Genomic DNA, 16,194 nt, shown 5'->3' on the forward strand with positions numbered 1-16,194 from the left:
GGTAGCCCATAGCGGGCTGCCCCTTTTTTTGTGTTTTCTGTCGGTCCGGACCCGATGTCGGCGTCGTCCAGCGACACGCCGGGGCCGCCCGCCCGCGCACGGGTGTGGGGCGGTGTGGGGGACCCCGGCAGATTCTCAGGGATTTTTCGCCCCACAACGCCCCACCTTCTCGCCGCAGGTTCCTACCTGCGGTTTTTCTGTTTTCTGCTGCCCCGCGCCGGCGTTTGAGCGGTCGGTGTGGGTGGTGCTGGGGGGCGTTGGTGGGGAGAAACCCCAAACTGGACGACTCAAATGGAGCAAAGTGGGGGATCGTGGGGTAAAGTGGCGGCCAACGGGGAAAACGGAGTCCCGTTCGGAGGGCAGAAGGCCTGGCCTGGATCTCGCAAGCGACTCGGAGATCCGAACCGGGTGGCGGGAGGTGTCCAGATGTTTCTGGGTACCTACACGCCCAAGCTCGACGACAAGGGGCGGCTCACGTTGCCCGCCAAGTTCCGCGACGCACTGGCAGGAGGGTTGATGGTCACCAAGGGCCAAGATCACAGCCTGGCCGTGTATCCGCGCGACGAGTTCGAAAAGGTCGCCCGGCGCGCTGCTGACGCATCGCGCAGGAACCCCGACGCTCGGGCGTTCCTACGTAACTTGGCGGCCGCCACCGATGAGCAGCATCCCGACGCGCAGGGCCGGATCACCCTGTCGGCGGACCACCGTCGCTACGCGAGCCTGTCCAAGGAGTGCGTGGTGATCGGGTCGGTCGACTATCTGGAGATCTGGGACTCAGAAGCCTGGCAGGAGTACCAGCAGAACCACGAAGAGAACTTCTCCGCGGCCACCGATGAAGCTCTGCGCGACATCCTCTGATGCGACCCATCAACCGGCGGCTGGCCTGGACCTAGCCCGTGCAGCGAGGCCTCTGCCCGAATTGGCCCTGGCGTACTTCCCCAACGCCAGGTCCGTTAATTCGGACAGAGACCCCGGTGCAGGGGCCAATCCGAGCGGAGGTGTTTCAGCGGTGCCAGATTCCCCAGATCAGCCAGACTCCCAGGACCGCGAGGAACCCCAAGGCGCGGACTCCGATGGATACGGCCACGTCCCGGTCCTCCTCGACCGCTGCGTCGAGCTGCTGGCTCCCGCACTCACCCGCCGCCACGCCGACGGGGCGGACGCGGTTCTGGTGGACGCCACCCTCGGTGCGGGCGGCCACTCCGAACGCTTTCTGACCGACTTTCCCGGCTTGCAGGTCATCGGCCTGGACCGCGACCCCAATGCGCTCGGCATCGCCGGCGCCCGCCTTGCCCCGTTCGGCGACCGGATGCGGGCGGTGCGGACCCGCTACGACGGAATTGCCGGGGCAATCGCGGAATCGGGTTTCCGTCAGATCGACGGAGTGCTGTTCGACCTCGGTGTGTCCTCGATGCAGCTGGATCAGACCGAACGCGGCTTCTCCTACTCCGCGGACGCACCACTGGACATGCGGATGGATCCCGACGCGCCGCTGACCGCCGCTGACATCCTCAACACCTGGGACGCCAAGTCGATCGCCCGGGTTCTGCGGGATTACGGCGAGGAGCGCTTCGCCGGCCGGATCGCCGACAAGGTGGTCAAACGGCGTGCACAGCAACCGTTTTCCACTACCGGAGAGCTGGTGGAGTTGCTGTACGAGGCGATCCCGGCGCCGGCGCGCCGCACCGGAGGACATCCGGGCAAGCGGACTTTCCAGGCGTTGCGGGTCGCGGTCAACGGCGAATTGGATTCGCTGCGTGCTGCGCTGCCCGCCGCGCTGGCCGCGTTGACCGACGGCGGACGGATCGTGGTGATGTCCTACCAGTCGCTTGAGGACCGGATCGTCAAGCAGGCGTTCGCCGCGGCCACCGCATCACGGACCCCGCCCGGCCTGCCCATCGAATTGCCAGGCCACGAACCCGAATTCGTCACGTTGACCCGCGGTGCCGAGAAGGCCCGCCAAGTTGAGATCGATCGCAATCCGCGTAGCGCTCCGGTGCGGCTGCGGGCACTGGAAAAGGTGGGGGAAGGGGGCAACTCATGAAGGTGAAGCGACCCGAACAGCTGCGGGAGTCAGATCGCAGGCGTCCGGTGCGTCAACCCGCGCGAGGGGGCGCGCGGCGCACCGAACAGGCACCGCCGCGCAAGCGCCGGCCGGGTTCCGAGCAGCGCCCCGCGCGCACCGCGCCGGGTACCGGACCGATTCAGCGGCCGGGCACCCGTCCGGCCCGCCCCAAGAGCGCCAGTCAGGCCAAGGCCCGGGCGAAGGCTCGTAAGGCCAAGGCTCCCAAGGTTGTCCGCCCGCCACTGCGGGTCCGGTTGCGGGAACGCATGCTGGTCCGGCTCGCCTCGATCGAGCTCAATCCGCGGGTCCTGATCTCCCGGGTCCCGTTCGTCGTCCTGGTGATCGCGGCGTTGGGCCTCGGACTCGCGGTCACCCTGTGGCTGTCCACCGGTTCGGCCGAGCGGTCCTACCAGCTGGGTCACGCTCGCCAGGTGAATCAGGGTCTGATGCAACAGAAAGAGGCGCTGGAGCGCGATGTGCTCGAAGCGCAGGCTGCTCCGGCGCTGGCCGAATCTGCCCGCAACCTGGGCATGATCCCGTCGCGCGACACCGCGCACCTGGTGCAGGACGCGACTGGCAACTGGACCGTCGTCGGCACCCCGAAGCCCGCCGAAGGCGTCCCGCCACCCCCGCTGAACACGCCGCTGCCCGAGGAGGCCCCGCCGGCCCCGCCTGCGCCCCCGGCACCCAGGGTGCTCGATCCGCGCGAGTTGACTGTGCGGACGCCGAGCGCGGGTTCCCCTGTCGTACCGGGTGTTCCGGTCCCGCAGGCCGATGTGCTCCACGGCCTGCCGGGAGCCGTACCGCCGGTGCCCGGGCCGGTACCGGCTGCTCCCGCGCCTGACGTGCTCGCGGCTCCCGCCCCGGCGGTCGCCGACCCCGCGCAACAGGCGCCGGTACCGATGCATCTGCCCGGTGTGCCGACCGCGCCCGGTCCGGCAGTCGCCCAGGCACTTCCGGCTCAGCCGGAACCGGTGGCTCCCGCCCCGGCTCCGGCCGCACCGGCGCAGGCTGCGCCAGGACCCGCTGTCCCGCTGGAGCAGTTCAGCCCACCCGCGGCGCCCGCAGCACATGTCCCGGCCGTTGCCGTCAACGCCCCGGCGCCCGCGGCATGAATCGCCGCCCGGGCCGCCAGGGTCAGTCGCCGAAGCAGCAGGGGGCCAAGAAGGCCTCGCCCGGGCCGGGGCACGAGGCCCGCGTCCGCCGTACCAGGGTTGCCGCCGAAACCGGTTTGCGCAGCTCGTCTTTCGTGTTCCGGCACCGCGCCGGAAACCTGGTGATGCTGTCGGTGCTGGTGATTGCCGCCGTGCAGTTGTTCAGTCTGCAGGTGCCGAGAGCGGCGGGTCTGCGCGCCGAGGCGGCCAGCCAGCTCAAGGTCACCGATGTGAACCCGGCCATGCGGGGCAGCATCGTCGACCGCAACGATGACAAGCTGGCGTTCACCATCGAGGCCAAGGCGCTGACGTTCCAGCCGGTCCGGGTCCGCAAGCAACTCGCGGAGGCCAAGGCCAAGTCCAGTGAGGCCCCCGATCCGGATCACCGGCTCACCGAGATCGCCAAGGAGATCTCGACCCGGCTCGACAACCGGCCCGATTTCAAGACCGTGCTCAAGAAGCTCAGGAGCAACGAGACTTTCGTGTACCTGGCCCGTGCGGTCGATCCCGCGGTCGCCGGCGCGATCATGGACAAGTTCCCCGAGGTCGGTGCCGAGCGCCAGGATCTGCGGCAGTACCCGGGTGGTTCGCTGGCGGCCAACATCGTCGGCGGGATCGACTGGGACGGCCACGGCCTGCTCGGGCTGGAGGATTCGCTCGACGCCGCGTTGGCCGGTTCCGACGGCTCGGTCACCTATGACCGCGGTTCGGACGGCGTGGTGATCCCCGGTAGCTACCGCAACCGGCACGACGCGGTCAACGGGTCCACGGTGCAGCTGACGCTTGACGACGACATCCAGTACTACGTCCAGCAGCAGGTGCAGCAGGCCAAGGATGCCTCGGGGGCCAAGAACGTCTCCGCGGTGGTACTCGATGCCAAAACCGGTGAGGTGCTGGCGATGTCGAACGACAACACGTTCGATCCGAGCCAGGACCTCGGTCGGCAGGAGAGCCGGCAGATGGGCAACCTGCCGGTGTCCTCGCCGTTCGAGCCCGGTTCGGTGAACAAGATCATCACGGCCTCCGCCGCGATCGAGTACGGGCTGGCCAATCCGGACGAGGTGCTCCAGGTGCCCGGCTCGATCGACATGGGCGGGGTCACCGTCCGCGACGCGTGGAACCACGGCGTGATGCCCTACACCATGACCGGCGTGTTCGGGAAGTCGTCCAACGTCGGAACCCTGATGCTGGCGCAGCGGGTCGGCCCGGATCGGTTCTACGACATGGTCCGCCGGTTCGGGCTCGGTCAGCGCACCGGTGTCGGCCTGCCCGGTGAGAGCGGGGGCCTGGTGCCGCCCATCGATCAGTGGTCGGGCAGCTCGTTCTCCAACCTGCCGATCGGGCAGGGTCTTTCGATGACGCTGCTGCAGATGACCGGGATGTACCAGACCATCGCCAACGACGGGGTGCGCATGCCGCCCCGCATCATCAAGTCCACCATCGCGCCGGATGGCACACGTACCGATGAGCCGCGGCCGGAAGGTGTTCGGGTGGTGACACCGGAGACCGCCCGCACGGTGCGAAACATGTTCCGCGCCATCGTGCAGCGTGACCCGATGGGCGCCCAGCAGGGCACCGGTCCACAGGCCGCGGTCGAGGGCTATCAGATCGCGGGGAAGACCGGAACGGCGCAGCAGATCAATCCGGCATGCGGCTGCTACTACGACGACGTCTACTGGATCACGTTCGCGGGCATGGCGCCTGCCGACGATCCGCGCTACGTCGTCGGGATCATGATGGACGCACCGCACCGCGCGGCCGACGGGGCACCTGGTTCCTCGGCGGCGCCGTTGTTCCACAACATCGCGTCGTGGTTGCTGCAGCGTCACAACGTTCCGTTGTCGGCGGATCCGGGGCCGCGGCTGACCCTGCAGGCGACCTGACCGCGATAGTCGTGGGTGGTGCGGTCGGCGGACCGCAGATGGGTACTGTGGCATGGCCATGAAGCTGCGTCCCAGCCGTCCCGCCGGCCAATACCTTCTGCCGCTCGCCGAACAGGTCCAAGCGGTATCCGCTAGCGGAAATCCCCTGCCGGAACTTCGGGTGACAGGCGTGACCCTGCGCGGTCAGGATGCCCAGCCGGGAGATCTGTTCGCCGCGCTCCCGGGCGCGGCGGTGCATGGTGCGCGCTATGCGGCGGACGCGGTCGCCGCCGGTGCGGTGGCGGTGCTCACAGACGCTGCCGGCGCCGCCGAACTCGATGGCCTCGACGTCCCGATCCTGATCCATCCCGACCCCCGCTCGGTGCTCGGTGAGGTGGCGGCCGAGGTGTACGGGCGTCCGTCGGAGCGGCTGACCGTGATCGGGGTGACCGGAACCTCGGGGAAGACCACCACGACGTATCTGGTGGAGGCCGGCTTGCGGGCCGCTGGCCGGGTGGCCGGACTGATCGGCACCGTCGGGGTGCGGATCGCCGGACGCGATCTGCCGAGTGCGCTGACCACACCCGAGGCGCCGGATCTGCAGGCGCTGCTGGCCGTGATGGTCGAGGGCGGCGTCGACACCGTGGTCATGGAGGTGTCGAGCCACGCGCTGACTCTGGGCCGCGTCGACGGGATCCGGTTCGCACTCGGTGGGTTCACCAACCTGTCGCGCGACCACCTGGATTTCCATCCCACGATGGAGGACTACTTCGAGGCCAAGGCCCGGCTCTTCGATCCCGCGTCGCGCAACCATGCCGCGGCCGCGGTGGTCTGTGTCGACGACGAGGCGGGCGTCGCGATGGCCGGCCGGGCCGGGAACGTGACGACCGTCAGTGCCACGGGCGCGCCGGCCGACTGGCAGGCGCGGGACATCTCGCTGGTCGGCGTCGGATCCCAGGAATTCACCCTCGTCGACCCGGCCGGAATGTCCCACCACCTCGGGATCCGGCTGACCGGCGGATACAACATCGCCAATGCGGCCCTTGCGATCGCGCTGCTGGCCGGGGCCGGGGTGTCGCCCGAGCAGGCCGCTCCCGGGCTGCGTACGGCGACCGTGCCGGGCCGGCTGCAGCCGATCGACCGCGGGCAGCCGTTCCTGGCTCTGGTCGACTACGCGCACAAGCCCGGGGCGTTGCAGGCGGTGCTCGAGACATTGAGGGCGAGCGGAGCGACGGGAGAAGACGGCCTCCGCAGCTGCGGCCCGGGCCGCATCGCGGTGGTGTTCGGGGCCGGAGGCAACCGGGACACGGGTAAGCGCGCGCCGATGGGGCGGGTCGCGGCCGAACTGGCGGATCTCGTCGTGGTCACCGATGACAATCCCCGTGACGAGGACCCGGCAATGATCCGGGCCGCGATCGTGGCCGGAACCGCCGAAGCGTCCGGAGGCGCCGAGGTCGTGGAGGTCGGCGACCGGCGGGCGGCGATCGACCATGCGGTGGCTTGGGCGGGGCCCGGCGACATCGTGCTGATCGCGGGCAAGGGCCACGAGAGCGGGCAGACCGGTGGCGGCCAGACCCGGCCGTTCGATGACCGTGACGAGCTGGCGGCGGCGTTGGAGGCACTCAAGGCAGGGGAGTCGGGCTCGTGATCGAGATGACCATCGCCAGGATCGCCGACATCGTCGGCGGCGAGCTGGCCGACATCACTGCCGAAGAGGCCGCATCCACCCGCGTCACCGGAACCGTCGAGTTCGACTCCCGCGCGGTCGGCCCCGGCGGATTGTTCCTGGCGCTGCCCGGCGCCCGCTCCGACGGACATGACTTCGCGGCGGCGGCGGTGGCGTCCGGGGCCGCGGCCGTGCTGGCCGCCCGCCCGGTCGGGGTACCCGCGATTGTCGTCTCTCCCGAACCCGGGGCGGCCGATGCCGCTTCTGGCGCTTTGGAATTCGACACCGACGGTTCCGGTGCGGCCGTGCTGGCCGCACTGGCCAAGCTCGCGGCGGCGGTGGCCGCCGAGCTCGTCGCCGATGGCCTGACGATCGTCGGCGTGACCGGATCCTCCGGCAAGACCTCGACCAAGGATCTGCTTGCCGCGGTGCTGGAGCCGCTCGGGCAGGTCATCGCACCGCCGGGTTCGTTCAACAACGAGCTGGGGCATCCGTGGACGGTGCTGCGTGCCACGCCCGAGACCGACTACCTGATCCTGGAGATGTCGGCCCGGCATCCGGGCAACATCGCCGCCCTGGCCGCGATCGCCCCGCCGCAGATCGCCGTGGTGCTCAACGTGGGCACCGCCCACCTCGGCGAGTTCGGCTCGCGCGAGGCCATTGCCAATACCAAAGCCGAGTTGCCGCAAGCTGTTCCGGCCTCGGGCGTGGTCATCCTCAATGTCGACGACACCGCGGTGGCGGCCATGGCCGCCAAGACCGAGGCCCGCGTGGTGCGGGTGTCGCGCGAGCCCGGCTCCGAGGTCGACGTGTGGGCCGGACCGGTGGCCCTCGACGATCTGGCCCGCCCGCGGTTCACCCTGCACGCGAACGGTGGGGAAGTCGAGGTGGCGCTGGCGGTGCACGGCGATCACCAGGTCGGCAACGCGCTGTGCGCGGCGGCGGTCGCGCTGCAGTGCGGCGCCGGTCTGGACCAGGTGGCCGCGGCACTGGCGGGCGCCGGTCCGGTCTCGCGGCGCCGGATGCAGGTGGGTACCCGCGCCGACGGTGTGACGGTGATCAACGACGCCTACAACGCCAACCCGGATTCGATGCGCGCCGGGCTGAAGGCACTGGCGTGGATGTCCCGCCAGAGCCCCGGTGACCTGCACGGAAAGCGGCGCAGCTGGGCCGTGTTGGGCGAGATGGCCGAACTCGGTGACGACGCGATAACCGAGCACGACGCCATCGGACGCTTCGCGGTGCGCTTAGATGTGTCTCGGTTAATCGTCGTCGGAACCGGGAGGACTATGAACGCCATGCACCACGGCGCGGTGATGGAGGGTTCGTGGGGATCTGAGTCCACGATGGTCGACGACGCCGATGCTGCACTGGCCGTGCTGCGGGCCGAGCTGCAGCCGGGGGATGTGGTGCTGGTGAAGGCATCCAACTCGGTCGGGTTGGGTGCGCTGGCGGACGCGCTGGTCGCCGCTGAGGACGCAGACGATCGGAATGCCGACCGATGAAACTCATCCTGATTGCCGTCGGCATCGCACTGACGGTCTCGATCCTGCTGACGCCCGCGTTGATCCGGCTGTTCACCAAGCGTGGGCTCGGCCATGAGATCCGTGAGGACGGTCCGGCCAGTCACGCCAAGAAGCGCGGCACGCCGTCGATGGGCGGTGTGGCGATCGTGGCCGGCATCTGGGCGGCCTATCTGGGCACCCATCTGGTCGGGGTGGCGCTGGGCGGAGAGGGCCCGTCGGCGTCGGGCCTGTTGGTGCTGGGACTGGCCACGATGCTCGGCCTCGTCGGATTCGTCGACGATCTGATCAAGCTGCGGCGCTCCCGCAACCTGGGGCTGAACAAGACGGCCAAGACGGTCGGTCAGCTGACTGCCGCGGTGTTGTTCGGTGTGCTGGCGCTGCAGTTCCGCAACGGCGACGGGCTCACTCCGGGCAGCCCCGAGCTGTCCTATGTCCGCGAGATCGCCACCGTGACGCTGGCGTCGTGGGTGTTCGTGTTGTTCTGCGTGGTGATCGTCAGTGCGTGGTCCAACGCGGTGAACTTCACCGACGGCCTGGACGGGCTGGCGGCCGGCGCGATGGCGATGGTGTGTGCGGCCTACGTGCTGATCACCTTCTGGCAGTACCGCAATGCGTGCGCGACGGCGCCGGGGCTGGGCTGCTACAACGTGCGCGACCCGCTGGACCTGGCGATCATCGCGGCCGCGACCGCCGGCGCGTGTATCGGCTTTCTGTGGTGGAATGCCGCGCCCGCCAAGATCTTCATGGGTGACACCGGCTCGCTGGCCCTGGGCGGCATCATCGCCGGGTTGTCGGTGACGAGCCGCACCGAGATCCTCGCGGTGGTTCTGGGGGCATTGTTCGTGGCCGAGGTGACCTCGGTGGTGGTGCAGATCCTGGCCTTCCGCACGACGGGCCGCCGGGTGTTCCGAATGGCGCCGTTCCATCACCATTTCGAGTTGGTGGGTTGGGCCGAGACCACGGTCATCATCCGGTTCTGGCTGCTGACGGCGATCGCCTGCGGTCTGGGCGTGGCCCTGTTCTACAGCGAGTGGCTCACTGCAGTCGGGGCCTGACGTGGCCGGCCCATCCGGCGGGCACGGCGGTGACGACGATCTGTCGCTGCTGACCCCGGGAGCTCCGGTGTTGGTCACCGGCGCGGGGGTGACCGGACGCGCCATACTGGCGGCGCTGGCACCCCTCGGCGTCGCTGCGACGCTGTGCGACGACCGCGCCGAGGCTCTGCAGTCCTACGCCGAGCAGGGCACCGCGGTCATCGATCCTGCCTCGGCGATCGCCGGCATCGCCGACTACGCGCTGGTGGTTACCAGCCCGGGATTCCCGCCCACTTCCGCTGTCCTGGCCGCCGCCGCCGAGGCCGGTGTGCCGATCTGGGGCGATGTGGAGCTGGCCTGGCGGCTGGACGCCGCGGGCCGCTACGGTCCGCCCCGGCGCTGGCTGGTGGTCACCGGTACCAACGGCAAGACCACCACCACCTCGATGCTGCAGGAGATGCTGCTGGCCGACGGGCGGCGAAGCCTGTTGTGCGGCAACATCGGTGATCCCGTGCTGGCGGTGCTCGATCAGCCCGCGGAGTTGCTGGCGGTCGAGTTGTCGAGCTTCCAGCTGCACTGGGCGCCCTCGCTGCGCCCGGACGCCGGTGTGGTGCTCAATGTCGCCGAGGACCATCTGGACTGGCACGGTTCGATGGCCGCCTACGCCGCCGACAAGGCCAGGGCGCTGGCCGGCCGGGTCGCCGTGGTGGGCCTCGACGATCCGGTGGCGGCCGGCCTGCTGTCCACCTCCCAGGCCCTGGTTCGGGTGGGATTCCGGCTGGGCGAACCGGCCGACGGCGAACTGGGTGTCCGCGCCGGCAAGCTCGTCGACTGTGCCTTCGGCGCCGACGTGGAGTTGGCTGATGCCGCGACGATCAGTGTGGCCGGGCCGGTCGGCCGGCTCGACGCGCTGGCGGCTGCGGCGCTGGCCCGCGCCGTCGGGGTGGCTCCCGAATCGATCGCGGCCGCATTGGCGTCGTTCCAGGTCGGCAGGCACCGCGCCGAGGTGGTCGGGGAGGCCGACGGGGTGCGCTACGTCGACGATTCCAAGGCCACCAACCCGCACGCCGCGCAGGCCTCGATCACCGCGTTCGACCGCGTGATCTGGATCGCCGGGGGCTTGCTGAAGGGTGCCTCGGTCGACGAGCTGGTGCGCCAGGTGGCGAATCGGCTGGTCGCGGTGGTGTTGATCGGGCGGGATCGGCAGATGGTTGCCGATGCGTTATCGCGACACGCCCCGGATGTCCCCGTCGTCGAGGTTGTGACGGGGGAGGATTCTGGGGTGCTTGAGACAAATGAGTCTATTGGTGATCATGTGACTCGTGTGATCGAAGTCGCAGACCGTCCGGTCTCCGACGCGGTCATGACGGCGGTCGTTGATGTCGCGCGCGGCCTGGCGGCCTCGGGTGACACCGTGTTGCTGGCCCCGGCAGGCGCGTCCTTCGATCAGTTCAGCGGCTACGGCCAGCGCGGCGATGCGTTCGCCGGTGCCGTCCGCGCCGCGATCGGGTAGGCGAGGTGGCCAGCATTCTGGCCCGGTTGCGCGGCCGTGACGGTGACGCAACCGGCGAAGCCGCCGATTCCGCCGCGGGTTCAGCGGGTGGCTCCGCCGAGTCGACGGCTGCCTCCACCGCGCCGCGCACCCGTTTCGGGGCGTGGCTGGGGCGGCCGATGACGTCGTTCCACCTGATCATCGCGGTCACCGCGCTGCTCACCACCCTGGGCCTGATCATGGTCCTCTCGGCGTCGGGCGTGTACTCCTACGATTTCGACGGGTCGCCCTGGGCCGTGTTCGGCCGCCAGGTGATGTGGACCGTGGTCGGACTGGTCGCGTTCTACGTGGCGCTCCGGATGCCGGTGCGGACCCTGCGCCGGCTGGCTTTCCCCGGGTTCGCCTTCACGATCGTGCTGCTGATCCTGGTGCTGATCCCTGGGATCGGCAAGGTGGCCAACGGTTCTCGCGGTTGGTTCGTCGTCGCGGGTTTCTCGATGCAGCCGTCGGAGCTGGCCAAGATCGCCTTCGCCATCTGGGGCGCGCACCTGCTGGCGGCCCGCCGGATGGAACGGGCCTCGCTGCGCGAGATGCTCGTCCCGCTGGTGCCTGCCGCGGTGATCGCACTGGCGTTGATCGTCGCTCAGCCCGACCTCGGGCAGACCGTGTCGCTGAGCATCATCCTGCTGGGTCTGCTGTGGTACGCGGGCCTGCCGCTGCGGGTGTTCCTGTCCTCGCTGGCGGCCGCCATCGTGGCGGCCGGGGTGCTGGCGGTGTCCGCCGGTTACCGGTCCGACCGGGTGCAATCCTGGCTGGACCCGGCAGCAGACTCACAGGGGATCGGCTACCAGTCCCGGCAGGCCCGGTTCGCCCTGGCCAACGGCGGCATCTTCGGTGACGGGCTGGGGCAGGGCACGGCCAAGTGGAACTACCTGCCCAACGCCCACAACGACTTCATCTTCGCCATCATCGGCGAGGAGCTGGGATTCGTCGGTGCGCTCGGACTGCTCGGCCTGTTCGGGTTGTTCGCCTACACCGGGATGCGCATCGCCCGGCGTTCGGCCGATCCGTTCCTCCGTCTGCTCACGGCCACCACCACGCTGTGGGTGGTCGGCCAGATGTTCATCAACGTCGGCTACGTGGTGGGGCTGCTGCCGGTCACCGGGCTGCAGCTGCCGCTGATCTCGGCTGGTGGATCTTCGCAGGCGACAACGCTTCTGATGATGGGCCTGGTCACCAACGCGGCCCGGCACGAACCGGAGGCGGTGGCGGCGCTGCGGGCGGGGCGCGACGACCGGATGAACCGGCTGCTGCGGCTGCCGCTGCCGGAGCCGTACATCCCGACTCGCTTGGAGGTCGCCCGCAACCGGCTGCACGACCGGCGCAAGACGCCCTCGCGCACCGCGGGCAAGCCCAACGGCAAGGCCGGTGCCAAGCCGGCCGCCAAGCCCGCGGCCAAGCAGGCGGGCAAGCAGGCCAGGGCCAAACAGTCGGGTGCCAAACAAGCGGGGACCCGCCGCGCGCCGCGCAGCGGGGACCGGCCCGTGCGCCGGTCCGGACACGGTGCCGGTCAGCAGGCGGCCGGGGGCGGTAGGTCCTCGGTCCGATATCCTGCAGGCCAGCACAAACAGGGGCAACGAGCCCGAACTTTGGAAGGTCAGCGTTACGGGTGAGCGACGGTAAGACGGACCGGGGGATGTCTGGTCCTCGGGGGCAGGAGCGCAGCGAGCGCGGGATATCTGGTCCTCGGGGGCAGGAGCGCAGCGACCGGGGGATATCCGTTGTTCTCGCCGGTGGTGGCACGGCAGGTCACGTCGAGCCGGCCATGGCGGTGGCCGACGCGCTGCGTGAACTCGACCCGCAGGTGCGGATCACCGCTCTCGGAACCGCCCGCGGCCTGGAGACCCGACTGGTTCCGCAACGCGGCTATGACCTCGAGCTGATCACCCCGGTGCCCTTGCCGCGCAAACCGTCGGGAGATCTGGTGCGGCTGCCACTGCGCGTCCGCACCGCGATCCGCCAGACCCGTTCGGTGCTGGCCGGCGTCGAGGCCGATGTGGTGATCGGGTTCGGCGGCTATGTCGCGCTGCCCGCCTACCTCGCCGCCCGGGGCGGCTTCGGCCTGCACGGTCGCCGGCGCGCCGTCCCGGTGGTGGTCCACGAGGCCAACGCCAGCGCGGGCCTGGCCAACCGGGTCGGTGCGGTATCGGCGCGGCGCGTGCTCTCGGCGGTACCCGAACCGGGACTGCGCAAGGTCGAGGTGGTCGGAGTACCCGTGCGCGCGGCGATCACCTCGCTGGACCGCGCCGCGTTGCGCGCCGAGGCCAGGGCTTTCTTCGGCTTCGCGCCCGACGCCAAGGTGCTGCTCGTGTTCGGCGGTTCGCAGGGGGCGCAGTCGATCAACCGGGCGGTGTCCTCGGCTGCCGAAGCCCTTGGTGCTGCCGGTGTTTCGGTTCTGCATGCACACGGGCCGAAGAACACCCTCGACCTGCCGCCGGCCGCGGCGGGCGCGCCGCCGTATGTCGCGGTGCCGTATCTGGACCGCATGGACCTGGCTTATGCCGCAGCCGATCTGGCGATCTGCCGTTCCGGTGCGATGACGGTTGCCGAGGTGACCGCCGTGGGATTGCCCGCGGTGTACGTCCCGCTGCCGATCGGCAACGGTGAGCAGCGGCTCAACGCGCTGCCGGTGGTGTCGGCCGGTGGCGGCATCGTCGTCGACGATGTTCAGCTCACCGGTGGATTCGTGGCCGATACGGTCGCCGGTCTGATGACCGACGATGCGCGGTTGGCGGAGATGACTGCCGCCGCCTCGTTGTCGGGTCACCCCGATGCCGCACGGCGGGTGGCGCAGGTCGCCCTGGACATCGCCCGTGCTCAACGAAAGAAGCTGCAGTGAACGGTAATTCACTTCCGGCTGAACTTCAGCGGGTACACATGGTCGGGATCGGGGGAGCCGGGATGTCGGGCGTGGCCCGGATCCTGCTCGACCGGGGTGGCCTGGTGTCCGGCTCGGACGCCAAGGAGTCGCGCGGCGTGGTGGCCCTGCGGGCCCGCGGTGCCGAGGTCAGGATCGGTCACGACGCGTCGTCACTGGATCTGCTGCCGGGCGGGCCGACCGCGGTCGTCACCACCCACGCCGCGATCCCCAAGACCAATCCGGAACTGGTCGAAGCCCGGCGCCGCGGAATCCCGGTGATTCTGCGTCCGGTGGTGCTGGCCAAGCTCATGGCCGGTTACACCACGCTGATGGTGACGGGCACCCACGGTAAGACCACCACCACCTCGATGCTCATCGTGGCGTTGCAGCACAGCGGTTTCGACCCGTCGTTCGCCGTGGGCGGCGAACTGGGCGAGGCGGGCACCAACGCCCATCACGGCAGCGGGAAGTGCTTCGTCGCCGAGGCCGACGAGAGTGACGGCTCGCTGCTGGAATACACACCGAATGTCGCGGTGGTCACCAACATCGAGGCCGACCACCTGGATTTCTTCGGTAGCGAGGAGGCCTACACCGCGGTGTTCTCCGCGTTCGTCGACCGCATCGCGCCGGGCGGAGCCCTGGTGGTGTGTACCGACGATCCGGGCGCCGCCGCGCTCGCCGAACACACTGACTCACTGGGCATCCGGGTGTTGCGGTACGGCAGCACACCTGCGGACGGTCTGGCAGGCACCTTGCTGAGCTGGGAGCAGCAGGGGACCGGGGCGGTGGCTCACATCCAGCTCGCCGGTGAGCCTCATCCGCGTGCGGTGCGACTGGCGGTGCCAGGCAGGCACATGGCGCTCAACGCCCTGGCCGCCCTGCTGGCCGCCGTCGAGGTCGGCGCACCGGCGGAGACCGTGCTCGACGGGCTGGCCGGATTCGAAGGTGTGCGAAGGCGTTTCGAGCTGGTGGGTGCGCTCGGCGGCATCCGCGTGTTCGACGACTACGCGCACCATCCCACCGAGGTGCGAGCCACCCTCGAGGCGGCCCGAACCGTGGTCGACCAGACCGGCGGCCGCGTCATCGTCGCCTTCCAACCACATTTGTATTCGCGCACAGCGACTTTCGCGACCGAGTTCGGTGCGGCGCTGAGCGCCGCCGACGAGGTCTTCGTGCTCGACGTCTACGGTGCGCGTGAGCAGCCGCTGCCCGGCATCAGCGGCGCCACGGTCGCCGAACATGTCAGCTCTGCGGTCACCTACGTTCCCGATTTCTCGGCGGTCGCCGCTGTGGTGGCGGCCGCGGCCCGCGCCGGTGACGTGGTGCTCACCATGGGTGCCGGCGACGTGACCATGCTCGGCAAGGAGATCCTCACCGAGCTCGGCATCAAGGAGAATCGCACCGCACCGGGCCGGCCGTCGGCGGATTCACCGTGACCGATCCGGGTCCTGACCGTCCCGGCGAGGCTGCCGAGGAGCCAGGTCCGGCTCCGGAGGAGTCCGGCGGGTCGGAAGCGCCGCCCACGCCCGAGGCGGATCCTGACGCGCCGCCCGCGGCAGATCCTGATGTGCCGCCCGCGGCAGAAGCCGACTACGAGGGTCCACGCCGCCGCGCCCGCCGCGAGCGCGAGGAACGCCGGGCCGCGCGGGACCGGGCCGTGGCGATCGAACATGCCCGCCGCGAGGCCAAGCGCCGGGTGGTCGGGCAGTCCGCGGATGCTCCGAACGCCGTGGCCCGCAGCACTATTCGTGGCCTGAAGGTGTTGTTGTGGTCTGCGCTGGCCAGCGTGGTCGCGGTGGCGTTGGGCCTGGTCCTGTATTTCACGCCGGTGATGTCGGTGCGCAGCGTGGCGGTCAGCGGTGCGGCCGTGGTGCCCCAGGAACAGGTGCTGGCGGCCGCCGCGGTGGCACCGGAGACCCCGCTGCTGCAGGTCAACACCGACGCGGTCGCCGAGCGGGTGGCCACGATCCGGCGCATCGCCACCGCCCGGGTTCAGCGCGAGTATCCCTCGACCCTTCGGATCACGGTCGTCGAGCGAGTGCCGGTGGTGGTCAAGGACTATCCCGACGGTCCGCATCTGTTCGACCGCGACGGGGTGGATTTCGCCACCGAGCCGCCACCGCCGACGCTGCCGTATCTGGATGCCGACAACCCGGGGCCGACCGATCCGGCCACCAAGGCCGCGCTCGAGGTGATGCTGGCCCTTCCGCCGGATGTCGTCGCACAGGTGGGCCGGATCGCCGCGCCTTCGGTGGCCTCGATCGCGCTGACGTTGGCCGACGGCCGGGTTGTGGTGTGGGGGACCAACGATCGGACCGATGAGAAGGCGCTGAAGCTGGCGGCCCTGCTGACCCAGCCGGGTCACACCTATGACGTGTCGAGCCCGGATCTGCCGACTGTCAAGTAGATCCGGCAAAAATTGCCGCGCGGCGCGTCGGCGCGCCTGCCGCGAACACCGGCGTTGGCCCCCTACCG

At 69.9% G+C, this 16,194-nt stretch carries 12 protein-coding genes; all 12 read left to right on the forward strand.

Annotated elements, in window-relative coordinates; all coding sequences use genetic code 11:
- Positions 1 to 426: 426 nt before the first annotated feature.
- The 12 genes from mraZ to TX88_RS30365 all read left to right on the forward strand — a co-directional run bounded on the left by mraZ (position 427) and on the right by TX88_RS30365 (position 16,126).
- A complete protein-coding gene (gene mraZ, locus TX88_RS30310; RefSeq protein WP_044523692.1) occupies positions 427 to 858 on the forward strand; it encodes a division/cell wall cluster transcriptional repressor MraZ in 432 nt (143 codons plus the stop codon).
- Positions 833 to 2,044: a 16S rRNA (cytosine(1402)-N(4))-methyltransferase RsmH gene (rsmH, locus tag TX88_RS30315; protein ID WP_110918234.1), complete on the forward strand. Its 1,212-nt coding sequence runs from the start codon at positions 833 to 835 to the stop codon at positions 2,042 to 2,044. Before mraZ ends, rsmH begins: the two co-directional genes overlap by 26 nt.
- On the forward strand, positions 2,041 to 3,180 hold the full coding sequence (locus tag TX88_RS30320; protein ID WP_044523695.1) for a cell division protein FtsL: 1,140 nt from the start codon (positions 2,041 to 2,043) through the stop codon (positions 3,178 to 3,180). Before rsmH ends, TX88_RS30320 begins: the two co-directional genes overlap by 4 nt.
- A complete protein-coding gene (locus tag TX88_RS30325; RefSeq protein WP_044523697.1) occupies positions 3,177 to 5,102 on the forward strand; it encodes a peptidoglycan D,D-transpeptidase FtsI family protein in 1,926 nt (641 codons plus the stop codon). Before TX88_RS30320 ends, TX88_RS30325 begins: the two co-directional genes overlap by 4 nt.
- 52 nt (positions 5,103 to 5,154) lie before the next feature.
- On the forward strand, positions 5,155 to 6,729 hold the full coding sequence (locus tag TX88_RS30330) for a UDP-N-acetylmuramoyl-L-alanyl-D-glutamate--2,6-diaminopimelate ligase (RefSeq protein ID WP_044523705.1): 1,575 nt from the start codon (positions 5,155 to 5,157) through the stop codon (positions 6,727 to 6,729).
- A complete protein-coding gene (locus TX88_RS30335) occupies positions 6,726 to 8,252 on the forward strand; it encodes a UDP-N-acetylmuramoyl-tripeptide--D-alanyl-D-alanine ligase (RefSeq protein WP_044523706.1) in 1,527 nt (508 codons plus the stop codon). Before TX88_RS30330 ends, TX88_RS30335 begins: the two co-directional genes overlap by 4 nt.
- Complete coding sequence (gene mraY / locus TX88_RS30340; protein ID WP_044523707.1) at positions 8,249 to 9,328, forward strand: phospho-N-acetylmuramoyl-pentapeptide-transferase; 1,080 nt, start codon at positions 8,249 to 8,251, stop codon at positions 9,326 to 9,328. The genes TX88_RS30335 and mraY overlap by 4 nt, the downstream gene beginning before the upstream one ends.
- Position 9,329: 1 nt before the next feature.
- Complete coding sequence (murD, locus tag TX88_RS30345) at positions 9,330 to 10,820, forward strand: UDP-N-acetylmuramoyl-L-alanine--D-glutamate ligase (protein WP_044523709.1); 1,491 nt, start codon at positions 9,330 to 9,332, stop codon at positions 10,818 to 10,820.
- A gap of 5 nt (positions 10,821 to 10,825) precedes the next feature.
- Complete coding sequence (gene ftsW / locus TX88_RS30350) at positions 10,826 to 12,472, forward strand: putative lipid II flippase FtsW (RefSeq protein ID WP_044523711.1); 1,647 nt, start codon at positions 10,826 to 10,828, stop codon at positions 12,470 to 12,472.
- A gap of 23 nt (positions 12,473 to 12,495) precedes the next feature.
- Positions 12,496 to 13,698, forward strand: coding sequence for an undecaprenyldiphospho-muramoylpentapeptide beta-N-acetylglucosaminyltransferase (murG, locus tag TX88_RS30355; RefSeq protein ID WP_044524386.1), 1,203 nt, complete (start codon positions 12,496 to 12,498; stop codon positions 13,696 to 13,698).
- A complete protein-coding gene (murC, locus tag TX88_RS30360) occupies positions 13,695 to 15,155 on the forward strand; it encodes a UDP-N-acetylmuramate--L-alanine ligase (protein ID WP_044523712.1) in 1,461 nt (486 codons plus the stop codon). The genes murG and murC overlap by 4 nt, the downstream gene beginning before the upstream one ends.
- A gap of 131 nt (positions 15,156 to 15,286) precedes the next feature.
- Positions 15,287 to 16,126 (forward strand): cell division protein FtsQ/DivIB, encoded by an 840-nt coding sequence (locus TX88_RS30365; protein ID WP_409365904.1) that lies wholly within the window; start codon positions 15,287 to 15,289, stop codon positions 16,124 to 16,126.
- The last annotated feature ends 68 nt before the right edge of the window (positions 16,127 to 16,194 follow it).

Origin of the sequence: Mycolicibacterium septicum DSM 44393 (genome assembly GCF_000455325.1) — a bacterium.
In the GTDB taxonomy this organism is placed as follows: domain Bacteria; phylum Actinomycetota; class Actinomycetes; order Mycobacteriales; family Mycobacteriaceae; genus Mycobacterium; species Mycobacterium septicum.